Source organism: Fumia xinanensis (assembly GCF_014384905.1).
GTDB lineage: Bacteria > Bacillota > Clostridia > Oscillospirales > Ruminococcaceae > Fumia > Fumia xinanensis.
This window is the reverse complement of sequence record NZ_JACRSV010000003.1, coordinates 71,626-88,127: the sequence shown is the minus strand read 5'-3', so window position 1 is coordinate 88,127 and position 16,502 is coordinate 71,626. Positions and strand designations below refer to the sequence as shown.

Below are 16,502 nucleotides of genomic sequence, written 5' to 3'. Positions count from 1 at the left end.
TTATTTCCCTTTCGTATTAAATTTTTTTATATTACTTTTTGTAATCATTTTTCTGCATTGCCACAGTAAATCTGCCGTGTTTTCCCGAGTAAGTGCGTCATTTGGGCGGGCGTAATTATCCGGGAAGGATAGTAAACCATAGGCAGACAGATTCATATAGCTTTGCAAGGACCACTGGGGGATCTCGCTTAAGTCTGCCCAAGAAAGATTGGCCCTCTCTACTTTAGAGAGGCGACAGGCTCGGTCAGCCATTACAACTGCTTCCGCTCTAGTGGGAATCTCATTTGGGGCAAAGGTTTCCTCAAGAATGACATGCTTTTCAATACCTAACGAGATGTATGGTTTCATATAGGAGGGGATTTGGCTGTCGTTTGCAAGGCCGGTGTTGGGAGAGGCAATGGGCAGCTCGTTTTCCCATCCACAGGCGGAAATGAGGAGCATGAGAAAATCCCCTCGAGTGACCGCCTGCTGAGGCCTGAAGTACCGGCGGGAGCCGATGGTTTCTCCAGTAAAAATGTCATTTTGAAGGAGCTTGATTGCACTATAATAAGCGGAAGAACCGTTTAAGTCCCAGTAATCATACTGGTTGTCCTTCGGTTCAATCGAAATGGTCTGCACTGCTTCTGTGGAACGGTTACCGACCTCATCGGCCAATGCAACCGTAAAACGATCGGTGCCTTCGCTCCCGGGAAAAGGTTCATAGCAAAAGGACTGTCCGTCAAAAGAGACGGTGCCTTTTTCCGGTCTTTGGACCAGAATGGTCCGCAGAAAATCTCCATTGGGGTTATATGCTGAAAGATACCCATATAAAGGTACTTCTGATAGGGTTTCATACTCTCCAGAGGCAGCCTCAATCGGCAGGGAAACGGCAGCTTGGACGCGGAGGGATACCACAGTTTGGACGGAATCCTTTACTTTTGGAAGTATAGAAATAGAGACGGCTGAAACCGCCTTTTCAGGAACAAAGGTCAACCTTTCAAGGGCCTCCCGGCTGATTTCTTCGTAAAGTCCGATGGGTTCCCCGTTTAACCGGAGGCTTCCTTCGGAAGCTCCTGGAAGACGGGTAATAGTAATGCCCTTAAGGCTGCCCACAGGGACATTCAGTCTCCGCTCCAACTCCTCAGCCGAAAAGGAGTAGGATGATGCTGACACGTTTAAAGAGATTTCTGATACATTGGCAGGACAGAGATTAGGCCAGTCGAAAATTCCCGCCGATACCGTCAATACCGGACAACAAATTAGTAGGAGAAGAAGGATAGTTGCTATTTTTTGCTTCAAAGTTATTCACCACTTTCTGTGGACACTGTGAAAAAACAGATTCTTTATTCAGTATGCCCATAGGCTCCCTCTTTTTTGCATAGTAACCAGATGAAATTCCTCAGGAGATTCCGGTATTCTGACGGTATTCGCCTCTATTTGCCGTTTTCCCTTGAAATTTTTTCTATTTCATGGCAAAATAAAAGTAGTGTCAACAAAAATCACAATTTTTTAAATTTGCTTTTTTTGCGGTAAAGGCCATCGGAAACAGTCTCAAAGGGCATACGCCTTTTAAAAAAGCAAACTGTTAAAAAGAGCTGTACTGCGTATTGCGGACATGAAATGCCCTGTAATTTTATTTTCCCCCATTACAAGGGGTTAAGCCGAAATTCTGCACCTTAATTGTAACAAATTTATCAAGTTAGGTAGCATTTCGTATCCAAGCAGAGTAGCTATTTTTTATCTTTTGGTGGTTGCGTTGCCGGAAAAATTATTGGAGGGACTTTATGAAACAGGACATGATTGTAATTTTGGATCTTGGTTCCAGAGAAAACACCCGCATCGCAAGGCTCGTCCGCGATTTGGGTGTTTACAGTGAAATTTATCCCCACGACATTACGAAGGAGGAACTTGAGGCTCTTCCCAACGTGAAGGGAATTATTGTCAATGGCGGCCCCAACAACGTAGTAGACGGCGCAAAGATCGACGTAGGCAACCATGTCTATGAAATGAGTATTCCGGTACTGGCGGCGGCTCATCCGGCTCCCAAAGCAACGATTTCCTTGGACACCTTTGGGACAAATGACGAAGAGGTCACCTCGGTGCTCAGAAACTTTGTGTTCAATAGCTGCAAAGCAGAAGCTAACTGGAACATGAAAAACTTCATCGCCGACCAGATTGAACTGGTGAAAAAACAGGTAGGGAACAAAAAAGTTTTGCTCGCACTCTCCGGCGGGGTAGACAGCTCCGTTGTCGCCGCACTGCTCTTAAAGGCTATTGGAGACCAGCTTTACTGCGTTCACGTAAATCACGGCCTTCTGCGGAAAGGGGAGCCGGAGCAGGTCATTGAGGTATTTGAAAAACAGATGAAGGCAAATCTCATCTATGTAGACGCCACTGAACGCTTTTTAGGCAAGCTCGAAAATGTGGCTGATCCGGAGCAAAAGCGGAAAATCATCGGAGCAGAGTTTATCCGCGTGTTTGAGGAAGAAGCCCGGAAATTAGAGGGGATCGACTTCCTCGGCCAGGGTACCATCTATCCTGATATTGTAGAAAGCGGCACCAAAACCGCTAAAATGGTCAAATCTCACCACAATGTGGGCGGTCTGCCGGAAGACCTGCAATTCACTCTGGTAGAACCCCTCCGCCAACTCTTTAAAGATGAAGTTCGTGCCTGTGGTGTAGAACTGGGCCTACCGGAGTCCATGGTCTATCGTCAGCCGTTCCCGGGCCCTGGATTGGGTGTCCGTTGCCTCGGCGCCATCACCAGAGACCGCTTAGAAGCTGTGCGGGAATCTGACGCTATTCTGCGGGAAGAGTTCCACAACGCAGGTCTTGAGGGCAAGGTTTGGCAGTACTTTACTCTGGTTCCCGATTTTAAATCCGTCGGTGTCAAGGACGATGCCAGATGCTTTGAGTATCCGGTTATCATCCGGGCAGTCAACACTATCGACGCTATGACGGCCACTATAGAGCAACTGGAATGGCCGCTGCTTTTGAAAATTACCGACCGTATCCTAAAGGAAGTAAAGGGCGTCAATCGTGTGTGCTATGACTTGTCGCCGAAGCCTACGGCCACTATTGAGTGGGAATAAATTGAGATGTCGAAGAAATCCAGTGTTTATGCGGGTTTGTGGACTTTCAAGAGGTCTTTTGATAACAATTTGATAACAGTTGTGTAAGAGCCGTTATTCTTGTAATCCAGTGGTTTTAGGGTTACAGAATGATTGACAGGCGGCTGTACAACAAAAAATCCATATTATAAACAAAGCCCTTAGCTGTGGGTAGTAACTCATAGCTAAGGGCTTTTTGTCGTTCTTATTCATCTTTTTTGAGCTTGTCCTGAAATGCCTCCACCAGCGTATTGCTTAACTCCTGTGAAGGCACTTTCGCCCAGAGCTGCGTGGTGTCGTATTTCGGATAGTAGTAACGCCAGCGGTCGTAATCGTCCTTGCTGATTTCACCGGCAGAGAGCTTGTCCGCCTGCTCTTTCCAAGCATGGAGCATTTGCAGCAGCTCGTAAGCCTCTTTGCCCTTGTCTTTGTTGACTTTCAGACAAACTTCTCCGTCTGCTTCGCTGACGGTCAGCCCATACACATCTTCAAGGGTAAATAAGGTGTGCATAAGACCGATCTGACTGTCAATGTCAGGAACATCAAGAGCCTGCGGGGAAACATCAAGCACCTGCGCCAGTGCAGCCGTTAAATCCGCTTTTGGTTTGCGGGAGCCGGTTTCATATTGCGCCAAGCGTACATCGGCGCTCCTTTCGGGGAAGCCGACAGCCGTACCAAGATACTTTTGCGTCATACCACGCAGAAGCCTGAAAAAATGGATTCTCTCGCCAATCGCCATAGTGTTTACACTCCTTGCTTATGTATCTGCAATCAGTATAAGAACCTGTCAAGCGCCGGGTAGTATTTTCTGCGAAAATCTCCACCCTCTCCTGCTTGACAGAACCTTGAACTGGTCGTCAATTCATTCTACGACTAGTATAGCAGATATGTTTAGCGAAAGTCAAGAGAAAACGAAACAAAAAAGTTTAATATTTTCTCGTAAACCGCTTGACAAAAGCAAATATGCTTAGTATAATGAAATAGCATTAAGCAAATAAGTTTAATGTCCGTCGTGCGCCACGGTAATGGCGTGCCCGCCCGGGCAAATCGGAAGGCGGCAAGAAAGTATTCCGACACGAAATAAATGAATTTGGAAAACAGAAGGGAAGGTGATGTATATGGAAAACAGGTTTATCCGTGCCGACGATGTGGCGCAGGAACTCAATGTATCCAAGCCCTATGCCTATAAGCTCATCAGGAAGCTGAACGAGGAGCTGAAAGCAAAGGGATTTATTACGATTGCGGGGCGTGTTAATCGCCAGTATTTTTATGAAAGGCTCTATGGAGCTGGAAAGGAGAAGGAATAATGCCGGTATTCAAAAATGAGGACAACGGTACTTGGTATGTGATGGCAAGGTATGTGAACTGGAAAGGCGAGCGCAAACAGAAATGCAAGCGTGGCTTTACCACAAAGAAAGAAGCGCAGGAGTGGGAGCGAATGTTCCAGCTACAGAATTCCTCCGACCTTGATATGAGCTTTGAGGCTTTTACGGAGCTGTATATCCGAGATGTGAAAAATCGTCTGAAGGAAAACACTTGGCTGACGAAGGAGCATATTATCCGCACGAAAATACTGCCCTTTTTCGGTAAACTGAAAATCAGCGAGATTTCTACAAAGGAGATCATCACTTGGCAGAATGAAATGCTTGCCTATCGTGATGAGAAGAAAAAGCCCTATTCGCAGACCTATCTGAAGACGCTGCACAATCAGCTTTCCGCTATCTTTAACCACGCTGTACGCTACTACGAGCTGCGCTCCAATCCAGCCGCAAAGGTGGGAAATATGGGCAGCGAGGAACACAGAGAAATGCTGTTCTGGACAAAAGAGGAATACAAGAAATTTGCCTTTGAGATGATGGACAAGCCTGTTTCCTTTTACGCCTTTGAAATGCTCTACTGGTGCGGTATCCGTGAGGGCGAGCTGCTGGCGCTGACATCTGCGGATTTCGATTTTGACAAGGAAACGGTCACAATCAACAAGTCCTATCAGCGTCTGCACGGGAAAGATGTGATTACCACGCCGAAAACAAAGAAAAGCAACCGCACCATTAAAATGCCGCATTTTCTCTGTGAGGAAATGCAGGAATATCTCGGTATGCTCTACGGACTCAAAAAGAAAGACCGTATCTTTACGGTAACGAAAAGCTATCTTCATCACGAGATGGACAGAGGGGCGAAAGCCGCAGGCGTGAAGCGTATCCGCATTCATGACTTACGGCACAGCCACATCAGTTTGCTGATTGATATGGGATTTTCAGCGGTGGCGATTGCCGACCGTGTAGGACACGAAAGTATTGAAATCACTTATCAGTACGCCCACCTGTTCCCATCCAAACAGACGGAAATGGCAGATAGATTAGATGATTTGGGGAAAGGAGATTTTGAAAATGTCGGCTAAAAACAGAGATAACAAAAACCGTTGGAGGAATATCACGGTAGGGTTTCGGGTATCGCCCGAAGAAAACGTACTCATTAACAAGGCGGTTGCCTTATCGGGCTTGCCGAAACGGGAATACTGTTACCGCCGCTGTCTGAATCAGGATGTGGTGGTGCAGGGCAATCCGAGAGTATTTAAGGCACTTCACAAGGAACTTGCCGCCGTTCTTACAGAATTGCAAAGGATTGAAGCGGGCGAAAAAATCAATGACGAGCTGTTGAATGTGATTGAACTGATAACAGTTATCCTCGGCGGTCTGAAAGGAGAAGATGGGAATGGAGAATAAAAAAGAAATGACTACTCCAAATGTATCTGCGGCAACAGATACGGAGCAGCCGTTTCCTAAATGTACTGACCATAGTATAGCCGACTGCGATGAAAATATCAAGAGTTTTGAAGAAATGCAGAGGGAAATGCTGCGGCAGTTATCTCCCTCGTATCTCAAAACGGTATCAATGGCGGCTTTGTATGATACCGTATTTGATATACAGACGCCGCTGATTGACGGTCTGCTCCAAAGGGGAACTTACCTTTTTGTAGGCTCCCCTAAGGTAGGGAAAAGTTTTATGATGGCGCAGCTTGCTTACCATATCAGCACAGGAACGCCGCTGTGGGATTATAAGGTGCGAAAAGCAACGGTGCTTTACTTTGCTCTTGAAGATGATTACCCACGCTTGCAGAAACGATTGTTTCAGATGTTCGGTGCAGAAGAAACAGGCAATCTATATTTTGCAACGGAGTGTAAAACGGTTAATGGTGGTTTGGAAGAACAAATCAGAGGATTTATGCAGGAACACTCCGACACGGGTTTAATAATCATAGACACCTTAAAGCGTGTCCGTGAAGCTGGCGGGGCAGATTACAGCTACGCAAGCGACTATGACATTGTGGCAAGGCTCAAAGCGTTGGCAGACAGTTATAAAGTTACAATGCTCATCGTTCATCACACCCGAAAGCAGAAAGCGGAAGATATTTTTGATATGATTTCGGGAACAAACGGATTGATGGGTGCGGCAGATGGAGCATTTGTTCTCAGCAAGGAAAAGAGAACTTCTAATAATGCCACGCTTGATGTGGCAGGCAGGGATCAGCAGGATATGAAAATTCATCTTGTGAGAGATAGCAAGCGTTTGGTGTGGAACTTTGAAAAATCGGAAACGGAGCTGTGGAAAGAGCCGCCTGAGCCTTTGCTTGAAAAAATTGCAGCTATTCTTTTTTCGGAAAGTAACAGATGGGAGGGAACAGCTTCAGAACTTTGCGAAAGGCTCGGCGTGGATATAAAACCGAATGTGCTTTCACTTAGGCTTAGTATCAACGCAAGCAGGCTGTTTCGTGATTATGGTATTCGCTATCAGAACAGCCGCACGCACGATGGCAGAAAGGTTTCACTTTGGAAAGAAACCGATGGGGTGGCGTGACAAACGGTGTCAAAGGTGACAATGTTTTGAGAGTGGTACTGGTATCTCAAACATTGTCACCATCGTCACACATTGACACCGATTAAAGTTTGGCGGAGAGTGCAGAGAGCGCCTTTTCAAAGGCGGCTCTTTGCCCCTCGGAGAGCGCAAAACCTGCTTGCAGGTTGCATTTTTGTTGGCGGAGCTGACAAAAGTGCTTTTGCGTTACTTTCGCAGAAAGTAACAAAGGCTTGCGCCTAACGGCGCAGAAAGGAGAGGAAACGATTTATGCAAAGAACGATAAGCGCAATGGTCGGGAAAGGCTCGGTCAATCACAACAGCCGTAAATTCAAAGCGGAGAATGTTGACGCTGACCGTTCCCACCTCAACATAGATTACTGTAATGAGAGTATTAAAAAAGTCTATCACGAATTGTTCGATGAAGCACTCGAAAGATACAACGCTAAACAGACAAGAACAGACCGAAAGATAGCAAACTATTATGAAAAAATCCGCAGTTCCAAGCAGGAAAAACCATTCCACGAATTGATTTTGCAGATTGGCGATAAGGAAAATATGAGTGCAGAAAGTGAGAACGGACAGCTTGCAAGGCAGGTCTTAGATGAGTATTATCGTGGTTTTCAAGAGAGAAATCCGCAGCTTAGAGTATTCTCGGCTCATCTGCATTTAGACGAAGCAACGCCCCACCTCCACATTGATTTTGTGCCGTTTACAACATGCAGCAAGCGTGGACTTGATACGAGAGTATCACTCAAACAAGCGTTAGCCGCACAGGGATTTAAGGGCGGCTCTCGTGGCGATACGGAATGGTCGCAATGGGTACTTTCCGAAAAAGAACGGCTTGCCGCCGTTATGGAACGGTACGGAATTGAGTGGGAGCAGAAAGGCACACACGAAAAACATCTCTCTGTTTTGGACTATAAAAAGCAGGAGCGGGCAGAAGAAATTGAACAACTGGAAAGCAAAATCATAGACAAGCAGACAGAGTTTGAAACGCTTTCAAAGCGTATTCAAAATTTTGATAAGGGTACGGATTCACTTTCGCAAATGCAGAGCGCACTGGAGAATGCTCCCGAATATCAGTTACCCGAACCACAAGGTTTTATGACTGCCAAAAGTTATAAGAGCAAAGTGGTCGAGCCGCTAATTAAGCGGCTGAAATCTCTTATTAAAACGCTTATGGTGCGGTGCTTTCAAGCGATTGATGATTACCAAAGGCTCAATCAGACAAACGCCAGTCTGTACCGTAGCAATGAAAAACTTAAAAATCACAATAAACAGTTGACCTCCGATAATAACCGATTGAGGGAAGAAATTAAGGACTATACGTTGCTGCGAAAGGTGTTCGGTAGTAAGCAGATTGACAGCCTGTTAGAACAGGCAAGGCAGTCTAAACAGCGTGGCACACGCTTTAGAAATAATCAATACGAAAGGTAGGAACAGACAATGGCAAAGACAATTTTTGAAGAAATGGGCGGCACTTATGTACGGCAAGGGGATTATTTTATCCCTTGCCTTAGTCTACCAGCCGATAAAGAAAATCATCCAATCGGCGTATGGGGACAGCGGCACAAACGCTACTTGCAAGAGCATAAAAAAGCAACCTATACTACTCTGCTCACAAGCGGCAAGTTGAACAGCTATCTTGCCGATATTGACGAACAAGCAGAAGAATGGTTTTCTCGGATGGTAAGACAGATGGCAGAGCATGAGGATGTGACCGAGACGCTCAAGGCTGAAAATCAAATGCTGTGGGTACAAAAAATAAATAATATTCGTAATAGAGCAATGGAAATTGTTTATACAAATTTAATCTATGCTTAACTGGCAAAGCGGCAGGGAGTGAAATCTCTGCCGCCGCTTTTTTCAAAAAAATTTCAAAATACATATTGACAATTTTCTATGTGACGCATATAATTACACATAGACAATTATCTATGGGAGGTGATTTTGAGAGATGGACGAAAGAAGAACTGCGGCAATCTTCAAAGCATTTTGTGATGAAAACCGTATTAGAATTATAAAGCTACTGCGTTCGGGCGAAAAATGTGCCTGTAAGCTGTTGGAAGAAATCAATGTGACACAGCCCACGCTTTCTCATCATATGAAAATACTTTGTGACGCTGAAATTGTCGTTGGTCGCAAAGAGGGAAAATGGACGCACTATTCCATTTCAGAAAAAGGTGTGAAGCAGGCAAAGGTATGTTTGGAGCAGTTGACAACTCTTGATGTTGAATACAAAAACAAGTCGTGCTGTGAAAAGTGAGTAAGTTTATAGATTACTTTTCCGCACGGCTTATAAAATCGCCAATATATAGACGCATTTCAATATAACTATATGAAAGGAGCTTTTTATGGGAGCATTAAAAATTGGTTGGGACTTTTTTCAAAATGAAGTCCTCGGTATGGGTTGGCTGAGTAGGCTCATATCAACTATATTGAATGCCTGCGGTTTAGATACTACAAGCAGAGTAGGCGGCAGCATTCAGTTCTTTATTTACGATACTATAAAAATTATGGTACTACTCGGTGTGTTGATTTTGATTATTTCGTATATTCAAAGCTATTTTCCACCCGAAAGAACAAAAAAGATACTTGGCAGGTTTCACGGGATATGGGCAAATATCATTGCCGCATTACTCGGTACGGTAACGCCGTTTTGTTCGTGTTCCTCTATTCCGCTGTTTATCGGATTTACTAGTGCGGGTTTGCCGCTTGGCGTTACATTTTCCTTTTTGATTTCTTCGCCAATGGTTGACCTCGGTAGTCTTGTTTTACTGATGAGTATATTCGGTTGGAAAGTTGCCGTTTTGTATGTTGTTCTCGGTTTGGTAATTGCTGTTGTCGGCGGTACGTTGATTGAAAAACTGCACCTTGAAAATCAAGTGGAAGAATATATCCGAAACGGTCACGCTATTGATGTTCCGCAGGAAGAACTGCATTTCAAAGACCGTATGAAATATGCTTGGGAACAGGTCGTTTCAACAGCTAAAAAGGTTGCACCTTATGTGTTAATCGGTGTCGGTATCGGCGCAATTATTCACAACTGGATACCCGAAGATCTCATTGTCAAGGTACTTGGGGATAACAACCCGTTTGGCGTTGTGCTTGCTACTATCGCAGGCGTTCCAATGTATGCGGATATTTTCGGCACAATCCCGATTGCAGAAGCCTTACTTGCAAAGGGCGCTTTGCTCGGTGTTGTCCTTTCCTTTATGATGGGCGTAACTACCCTTTCTCTTCCATCAATGATTATGCTTCGCAAAGCGGTTAAGCCAAAGCTGCTCGGCATTTTCATTGCAATATGCACAGTCGGTATTATCGTTGTAGGTTATTTCTTCAACGCAATACAATATTTAATTGTTTAATTTTAGGAGGTTATCACTATGGCATTGTTTAATTTCGGAAAGAAAAAAGAAGAAGAAAAGAAAGCACCTGCTTGTGCTTGTGGTTGTGGTTGCCCGACAAGTGAGGCAGAAGAAATCACAAAGGACTGTTGTTCTGAAGCAAAGGACGGAATTTGCTGTATTAAGGTATTGGGTGCAGGCTGTAAATCCTGCCACGAACAGTATGAAAACGCTAAACAGGCAATAAAGGATATGGGGCTTTCCGTAGAGGTGGAATACATTACAGATATGCAAAAGGTAATGGAATACGGCGTAATGAGTATGCCCGCCATTGTAGTCAATGAAAAGGTTGTTGCTATGGGCAAAGTGCTAAAAGCAAATGAAGTCGTGGCTTTATTGCGAAAGTTAGGGTTTTAAAAGTGGAAAAGGAAAAAACAGAATGGGTAAAATGCCCCGTTTGCGGCAATAAAACTCGTGATAAAATTAGAAAAGATACGGTCATTAAAAATTTTCCGCTCTATTGTCCTAAGTGTAAGCACGAAACTTTAATCAATGTGAGGGATATGACCGTATCCGTATGCAAAAAAGTGGATGGATAATTGTTCAGACATCTTGATTTTCTAAGCAAAATCGCTTATAATTTGAGTCGGAACATATTGCTATTATCCGCAGTTGCAGAGCGAGTGTTATCAATGCCGATAACAAAATGATAACATTAGCTCATATAGGCAGGATAATATGGATACATCAAATAATCAAAAGAACTACGAACACGGCAGAGAATAATCATTAAACAAAATTGATTAGTATTTGTCGAGTTCGAATGACCGTTAAAACGGCGCAAACCCGCATGAATACAGGGTTTTTGACCTGTCACTTTGCCTTGTGATACTGGTTTGATACTATTCATTTCAACCCGGTCACACAAGAGAATGATTGCAAAGGGCAAGCGAACCGCCCTGCTGAACGACAAATTCAGCAGGGCGGTTTTGCTTGCCCTATTTTTCTTTTCTCCAGGGTACATAGTATTTCGATTCTTTCCCGTCATCGCAGGTACTCGGCCAGTTGATTTTCCATTCAAAGTATTCTTCCCTGGTAATCTCCCCGGCGTGTAGCTCCTGCTGGCGCAAAAGCCATTCCCGCATGAAATCATCAACGAGGCCATAGTTGAAGTAGATACCCACGGGAGGTTGAGCGGGCCAATCGTCCGTGTCGTTGTAGCGGACGGCGGTATCATCGGAGGCCCCTATCTTGCCGGGGTTGCGGACAAGCTGAAACAGGCGGATGGAGCCGGGGCTGTCCTCGTCCAGCCAGAAAAACGTCCGCATGAAGTCCTCGGCACAGCCAGGTTGAACCGTATAGAAGTTCTGACGGTCTACCCGCAGGGCCTGGGCAATCTTGTCCAGCAGTTCCCTCTTGGGCACACGGTAGTTCGTTTCGTACTGGGCAATACGGTTGTCCGCTCCCTTTTCCTCAAAGCCGATAGCCAGCCCCAATTCCTTTTGCGTCATACCCCGAAATGTGCGGATTTTCTTGATTTTTTCTCCTACTGTCATATGTTCCACCGCCTTTGAAAATAGTATAGCGCAAATAAGCGAAATATGCAAGAAGAAAATTAACAAAATTGCGAAATAAACTCTTGACATTAACAACCATGCGAATGTATAATAAGGATGTCAGCATTAACAATTTTGCGAACAACGAATAAGGAGGTGTTGCACTTGAGCAAAGAGCTGTTTGTACGGGCCGAGGAAGTGGCCGGGGCGCTGGGTATCTCCAAGCCCTACGCCTACAAGCTGGTGCGGGAGATGAACGAGGAGCTGAAGCAGAAGGGTTTCCTCACCATCCCCGGACGGGTGAGCAGACGCTACTTCGAGGAAAAGTTCTATGGACTGCGGGAAAATCAGTAAGGAGGGAAGAAAATGCCAGCGTATAAAGACAAGGCCAAGGGAACATGGTATGCGTCCTTTTACTTTGAGAACTGGACAGGGAAAAAGGAAAAGAAGATGAAGCGGGGCTTCAAGACCAAGCGGGAGGCGCTGGAGTGGGAACGGACGTTCCTGCAACAGCAGACCGCCGACCTGGATATGACCTTTGAGAGCTTCGTGGCGCTCTACGCTGCGGACATGAAAGGCCGTATCAAGGAAAACACCTGGGGGACGAAAGAGCATATCCTCTACAAAAAGCTGGTGCCCTACTTTGGAAAGCGGAAAATGAGCGAAATCCATTCCAAGGAGGTCATGGCGTGGCAGAGCGAAATGCTGAACTACCGGGACAAGAATGGCAAGCCCTATTCCCCCGTGTACCTGAAAACGCTCCACAATCAGTTGAGCGCCGTTTTCAATCATGCGGTGAAGCACTACAATCTGAAAGCCAACCCCGCCGCCCAGGTGGGCAACATGGGCAAGGCCAAGGGCCGGGAAATGCTGTTCTGGACGAAAGCGGAGTATCTGAAATTCGCTGACGCTATGATGGACAAGCCTCTTTCCTACTACGCCTTTGAAATGCTCTACTGGTGCGGTATTCGGGAGGGGGAGCTGCTGGCCCTCACCCCGGCGGACTTCGACTTTGAGAAGCAGACGGTTTCTATCTCGAAATCCTACCAGCGTATCAAAGGGCAGGACGTTATCACCGACCCCAAGACGGCCAAGAGCAACAGGGTCATTCAAATGCCAGCTTTCCTCTGTGAAGAAATGGAGGACTACATCAAGAGCCTGTACGCCGTGGAGCCGACAGACCGCATTTTCACGGTGACGAAATCCTATCTTCACCGGGAGATGGACAGGGGAGCGAAAGAGGCCGGGGTCAAGCGGATCAGGATTCACGACTTGAGACACAGCCACATTTCCCTGCTGATTGACATGGGCTTTACCGCCCTGGCAATCGCTGACCGGGTGGGGCATGAGAGTATCGACATCACCTACCGCTACGCTCACCTGTTCCCCACCCGGCAGGCGGAGATGGCGGACAAGCTGAACATGGAGCGAAAGGGGGCTTAAATCATGTCTGCGAAAAATCTCGACAACTACAACCGTTGGAGAAATCGTCAGGTGGCGTTCAGGCTGTCGCCGGAGGAGGCCGATTTATTGGACACCTATGTGCGCCTGTCCGGGCTGACCAAGCAGGACTACATCACCCGGCGGCTGCTGAACCGGGACATTGTGGTGCAGGGCAATCCCAGGGTCTACAAAGCCCTGCGCGACCAGCTCGCCGCCGTCCTGGGGGAGCTGCGGCGCATGGAGGCCGGGGATGGGGTGGATGATGAACTTCTTGCCACCATCCGCCTTATCACCGTGACGCTGGACGGCATGAAGGAGGATTGATAGATTGATGGATTCCAGAGAAACGAAAAGGACTGTCCCGGTTCCGTCTGTTGGCGCAGACGGGGAACAGCCCAATTCAAAAATATGTACCACGGCCAGTATATCAGAAGCGGCTACCGAAAACAACCCCCAGGATGAAAGTATGGAGGATATTCTTCGGGAGCTTCAACGGACAAGCGACCCGGCCTACCTCCACACGGTTTCCATGAACGAGCTTTACCAGAATGTCTACCAGAGCAGACCGCCAATCATTGACGGTCTGCTCTATCCTGGGACGTACCTCTTTGCGGGAGCGCCCAAGGTGGGCAAGTCATTCCTGATGGCCCAGCTTGCCTACCATGTGAGCATGGGCCTCCCCCTGTGGGGCTACCCCGTCCACAAGGGCACCGTCCTCTATCTGGCGTTGGAGGACGACCACCGCCGCTTGCAGGGGCGGCTGTATCGGATGTTCGGCATGGACGGCACCAACGACCTGCTCTTTGCGATCTACGCCAAACAGCTCGGCCTGGGCCTGGAGGAACAGCTAAAGAAATTCGTCCGTCAGCACCCCGACACTAAACTGATTATCATTGACACCCTCCAGAAAGTCCGGGAGGTCGGCGGGGACAAGTACAGCTATGCCAACGACTACGAGGTGGTGGGCAAGCTGAAACGCCTTGCTGACGATTGCGGTATATGCCTCCTGCTGGTACACCACACCCGAAAGCAACAGGCAGACGATAAGTTTGATATGATTTCCGGCACCAACGGCCTGTTGGGAGCTGCGGACGGGGCCTTTCTTCTTCAAAAGGAGAAGCGGACGGACGGCAGCGCCATTCTGGACGTGGCCGGGCGTGACCAGCAAGACCAGCGGATGTATCTCACCAAGGACAAGGAGCGCCTTGTGTGGGAGCTGGAGCGGCTGGAAACGGAGCCGTGGGTGGAACCGCCTGACCCGGTATTGGAGGCCGTTGCCGCCCTTGTGACAGCAGACAGGCCCGCCTGGGGCGGCACCGCCACGGAGCTGGCGGCGGCTATCCAGACCGACATGAAGCCCAACGCCCTGGCTATGCGGCTGAATATCCGGGCCGGGAGGCTGGCGGCGGAGTACCATATCCGCTATGAGAACAGCAGAAGCCACGCCGGGAGAAGTATCACCCTCACCCTGGAACCGCCCCAGGCGTGACGACCGTGACGGCTGTGACGGCTTTTTTGAGAGCGGGGGCGGTGTGTAAAACATCGTCACGGTCGTCACGGCCGTCACGGGGAGCGGGGCCAAAAGTCAAGGGGCCATACCTGGGGGTGGAGATTGCCGCAAGGCAATACAACCCGAACCCCTTGACTTTTGGCCCACGGAGAACACTGGCCGGGAGGGGGAAAGGCTGTGCCTTTCCCCCTGCCCAACGGCGAGTGTCAAAGTTTAGGCGGGGTGCAGGGTGCCCTTTTCAAAGGGCGGCCCTGCTGGGGGAGCCGTCCGCAGACGGCGGGGGCAACGCCCCCACTCCACCCCGTAGGGCGCAAATGCGCTTTTGATGGCCGCAAGGCCGTCAAAAGTGCTTTTGCGTTACTTTCGCAGAAAGTAACAAAGGCCGCCGCTGGCGCGGCGAAAGGAGTGTTGATTTGAAAAGGACGATTAGTGCGATGATGGGGCAAGGTTCGGTGAACCACAACAGCAGGGCGTTCAACGCCAAGAACACCGACCCGGAACGCTCCCACTTGAATATAACCTACTGCCACGAAAATATCAAGGCAGTTTTCCATGAGCTGTTTGACGAGGCCCTCAAGCGGTACAACGACAAGCAGACCAGGGCAGACCGCAAGATTGAGGACTACTATGAGAAGATACGTTCCAGCAAGCAGGAAAAGCCGTTCCATGAAATCATCCTGCAAGTGGGGAACAAGGACGACATGAGTGCCGAGGGCGAGGACGGCCAGCTTGCGGCGGCGGTGCTGGACGAGTACATGAGAGGGTTCCAGGAGCGCAACCCCCAGCTCCGGGTGTTCTCCGCCCACCTCCACATGGACGAGGCCACGCCCCATCTGCACATCGACTTCGTACCGTTCACCACGGGGAGCAAGCGGGGCCTGGACACAAGGGTATCTCTCAAACAGGCGTTAGCGGCCCAGGGCTTTAAGGGCGGCACCAGGGGCGACACGGAGTGGAGCCAGTGGGTACGCTCCGAAAAGGAACAGCTTGCCGCTGTGATGGAGCGCCATGGTATTGAGTGGGAGGACAAGGGCACCCATGACAAGCACCTGCCTGTACTGGACTTCAAAAAGGAGCAGAGGGCGAAAGAGATTGCCGAGCTGGAGGCGGTCAAGGCCAAGAAGCAGGGACAGGTGGAACAGCAGGAGCAGCGTCTAAAGGAGCTGGCCCCGGCTGTGAGGAACATGGAGCAGTTGGCGGCGCAGTTCTCCGACGACCCGGAGCGGATATTGCCGGAGCCTGGGCCGCTGGAGAGTGCCAAGTCCTACCGGGAGAAGAAAGCCAAGCCCCTGTTGGCGCAGATCGTCAAGGTGCTGCGTTCCCTGTACCGGGCCTATGTCGAGTTGAAGAGGAAGTATGAGCGGTTGCAGGGGGACTATGGACGGGCCAGGGAAGGAAACGAGCGGTTGTCCGACCGCTTGCAGGAAACGAAGTTGGAGAACAAGGCCCTGCGGGGGACAGTTGCCGACTTTGAGCGGGTCAAGAGGGCTTTCGGCCCAGAAGAAGTGGAACGGGCTGTAGAGGACGCAAAGCGCAGGGAAGCGCAAGAGCGGGAGCAGAGGAAAGCAAAGCGGAAATTCAGCCGGGGGGCGAGGTAACGAACAGTGGGAGGGCGCTCCAATGAGTGCCCTCCCGTTTTGTACTTGTCAGCGGGTGATTTTACTGCTATAATAAGGGCGATAAAAAGGAATTGGAAACGGAG

21 protein-coding genes are annotated in these 16,502 nt (G+C 48.4%); 17 read left to right on the top strand and 4 right to left on the bottom strand.

What is annotated here, in order from left to right; translation table 11 throughout:
- The gene (locus H8710_RS10080) at nt 1-1,278 is read right to left on the bottom strand and encodes an Ig-like domain-containing protein (protein WP_249295394.1); all 1,278 of its coding nucleotides are present in this window, start codon (nt 1,276-1,278) and stop codon (nt 1-3) included.
- A 485-nt stretch (nt 1,279-1,763) separates the two neighbouring features.
- Here H8710_RS10080 and guaA point away from each other — a divergent pair, with 485 nt between their 5' ends.
- Complete coding sequence (gene guaA / locus H8710_RS10075; RefSeq protein ID WP_249295393.1) at nt 1,764-3,071, top strand: glutamine-hydrolyzing GMP synthase; 1,308 nt, start codon at nt 1,764-1,766, stop codon at nt 3,069-3,071.
- Between the two features lie 223 nt (nt 3,072-3,294).
- Here guaA and H8710_RS10070 read toward each other — a convergent pair whose 3' ends face one another.
- A complete protein-coding gene (locus tag H8710_RS10070; protein ID WP_249295392.1) occupies nt 3,295-3,828 on the bottom strand; it encodes a helix-turn-helix domain-containing protein in 534 nt (177 codons plus the stop codon).
- 379 nt (nt 3,829-4,207) lie between these two features.
- On the opposite strand from H8710_RS10070, the gene H8710_RS10065 reads away from it, so the two are divergent.
- The 10 genes from H8710_RS10065 to H8710_RS10020 all read left to right on the top strand — a co-directional run bounded on the left by H8710_RS10065 (nt 4,208) and on the right by H8710_RS10020 (nt 10,890).
- Entirely contained in the window at nt 4,208-4,396 is a 189-nt protein-coding gene (locus tag H8710_RS10065) for a transcriptional regulator (RefSeq protein ID WP_003532935.1), read from the top strand.
- Nucleotides 4,396-5,487 (top strand): site-specific integrase, encoded by a 1,092-nt coding sequence (locus H8710_RS10060; RefSeq protein WP_249295391.1) that lies wholly within the window; start codon nt 4,396-4,398, stop codon nt 5,485-5,487. Before H8710_RS10065 ends, H8710_RS10060 begins: the two co-directional genes overlap by 1 nt.
- Nucleotides 5,477-5,812, top strand: a complete 336-nt coding sequence (locus tag H8710_RS10055; protein WP_249295390.1) for a plasmid mobilization protein — start codon at nt 5,477-5,479, stop codon at nt 5,810-5,812. The genes H8710_RS10060 and H8710_RS10055 overlap by 11 nt, the downstream gene beginning before the upstream one ends.
- Nucleotides 5,802-6,944, top strand: coding sequence for an AAA family ATPase (locus H8710_RS10050; protein WP_122011787.1), 1,143 nt, complete (start codon nt 5,802-5,804; stop codon nt 6,942-6,944). The genes H8710_RS10055 and H8710_RS10050 overlap by 11 nt, the downstream gene beginning before the upstream one ends.
- A gap of 267 nt (nt 6,945-7,211) precedes the next feature.
- Nucleotides 7,212-8,381, top strand: a complete 1,170-nt coding sequence (locus tag H8710_RS10045) for a plasmid recombination protein (protein ID WP_249295389.1) — start codon at nt 7,212-7,214, stop codon at nt 8,379-8,381.
- Between the two features lie 9 nt (nt 8,382-8,390).
- On the top strand, nt 8,391-8,768 hold the full coding sequence (locus tag H8710_RS10040; protein WP_006861261.1) for a TnpV protein: 378 nt from the start codon (nt 8,391-8,393) through the stop codon (nt 8,766-8,768).
- Nucleotides 8,769-8,901: 133 nt separating this feature from the next.
- Nucleotides 8,902-9,210 carry an ArsR/SmtB family transcription factor gene (locus H8710_RS10035; RefSeq protein WP_006861260.1) on the top strand — a complete coding sequence of 103 codons (309 nt, stop codon included), beginning with the start codon at nt 8,902-8,904 and terminating at the stop codon, nt 9,208-9,210.
- An 88-nt stretch (nt 9,211-9,298) separates the two neighbouring features.
- Nucleotides 9,299-10,312 (top strand): permease, encoded by a 1,014-nt coding sequence (locus tag H8710_RS10030; RefSeq protein ID WP_006861259.1) that lies wholly within the window; start codon nt 9,299-9,301, stop codon nt 10,310-10,312.
- A gap of 18 nt (nt 10,313-10,330) precedes the next feature.
- The gene (locus H8710_RS10025; protein ID WP_006861258.1) at nt 10,331-10,708 is read left to right on the top strand and encodes a thioredoxin family protein; all 378 of its coding nucleotides are present in this window, start codon (nt 10,331-10,333) and stop codon (nt 10,706-10,708) included.
- 2 nt (nt 10,709-10,710) lie between these two features.
- A complete protein-coding gene (locus H8710_RS10020; RefSeq protein WP_006861257.1) occupies nt 10,711-10,890 on the top strand; it encodes a cysteine-rich KTR domain-containing protein in 180 nt (59 codons plus the stop codon).
- Between the two features lie 116 nt (nt 10,891-11,006).
- Here H8710_RS10020 and H8710_RS10015 read toward each other — a convergent pair whose 3' ends face one another.
- Both H8710_RS10015 and H8710_RS10010 read right to left on the bottom strand, forming a co-directional pair.
- Nucleotides 11,007-11,315, bottom strand: coding sequence for a hypothetical protein (locus tag H8710_RS10015; RefSeq protein WP_249295388.1), 309 nt, complete (start codon nt 11,313-11,315; stop codon nt 11,007-11,009).
- Nucleotides 11,290-11,847 carry a helix-turn-helix domain-containing protein gene (locus tag H8710_RS10010; protein WP_118756056.1) on the bottom strand — a complete coding sequence of 186 codons (558 nt, stop codon included), beginning with the start codon at nt 11,845-11,847 and terminating at the stop codon, nt 11,290-11,292. Before H8710_RS10010 ends, H8710_RS10015 begins: the two co-directional genes overlap by 26 nt.
- A 165-nt stretch (nt 11,848-12,012) precedes the next feature.
- Here H8710_RS10010 and H8710_RS10005 point away from each other — a divergent pair, with 165 nt between their 5' ends.
- The 6 genes from H8710_RS10005 to H8710_RS09980 all read left to right on the top strand — a co-directional run bounded on the left by H8710_RS10005 (nt 12,013) and on the right by H8710_RS09980 (nt 16,398).
- Nucleotides 12,013-12,201, top strand: coding sequence for a hypothetical protein (locus H8710_RS10005; RefSeq protein WP_023345703.1), 189 nt, complete (start codon nt 12,013-12,015; stop codon nt 12,199-12,201).
- Nucleotides 12,202-12,213: 12 nt separating this feature from the next.
- Nucleotides 12,214-13,290, top strand: a complete 1,077-nt coding sequence (locus tag H8710_RS10000; protein ID WP_118756055.1) for a site-specific integrase — start codon at nt 12,214-12,216, stop codon at nt 13,288-13,290.
- Between the two features lie 3 nt (nt 13,291-13,293).
- A complete protein-coding gene (locus H8710_RS09995; RefSeq protein ID WP_118756054.1) occupies nt 13,294-13,614 on the top strand; it encodes a plasmid mobilization protein in 321 nt (106 codons plus the stop codon).
- Nucleotides 13,615-13,621: 7 nt separating this feature from the next.
- Nucleotides 13,622-14,779: a helicase RepA family protein gene (locus H8710_RS09990; RefSeq protein WP_118756053.1), complete on the top strand. Its 1,158-nt coding sequence runs from the start codon at nt 13,622-13,624 to the stop codon at nt 14,777-14,779.
- A gap of 198 nt (nt 14,780-14,977) precedes the next feature.
- The gene (locus H8710_RS09985) at nt 14,978-15,217 is read left to right on the top strand and encodes a hypothetical protein (protein ID WP_118756052.1); all 240 of its coding nucleotides are present in this window, start codon (nt 14,978-14,980) and stop codon (nt 15,215-15,217) included.
- Complete coding sequence (locus H8710_RS09980; RefSeq protein ID WP_330582152.1) at nt 15,214-16,398, top strand: plasmid recombination protein; 1,185 nt, start codon at nt 15,214-15,216, stop codon at nt 16,396-16,398. The genes H8710_RS09985 and H8710_RS09980 overlap by 4 nt, the downstream gene beginning before the upstream one ends.
- The last annotated feature ends 104 nt before the right edge of the window (nt 16,399-16,502 follow it).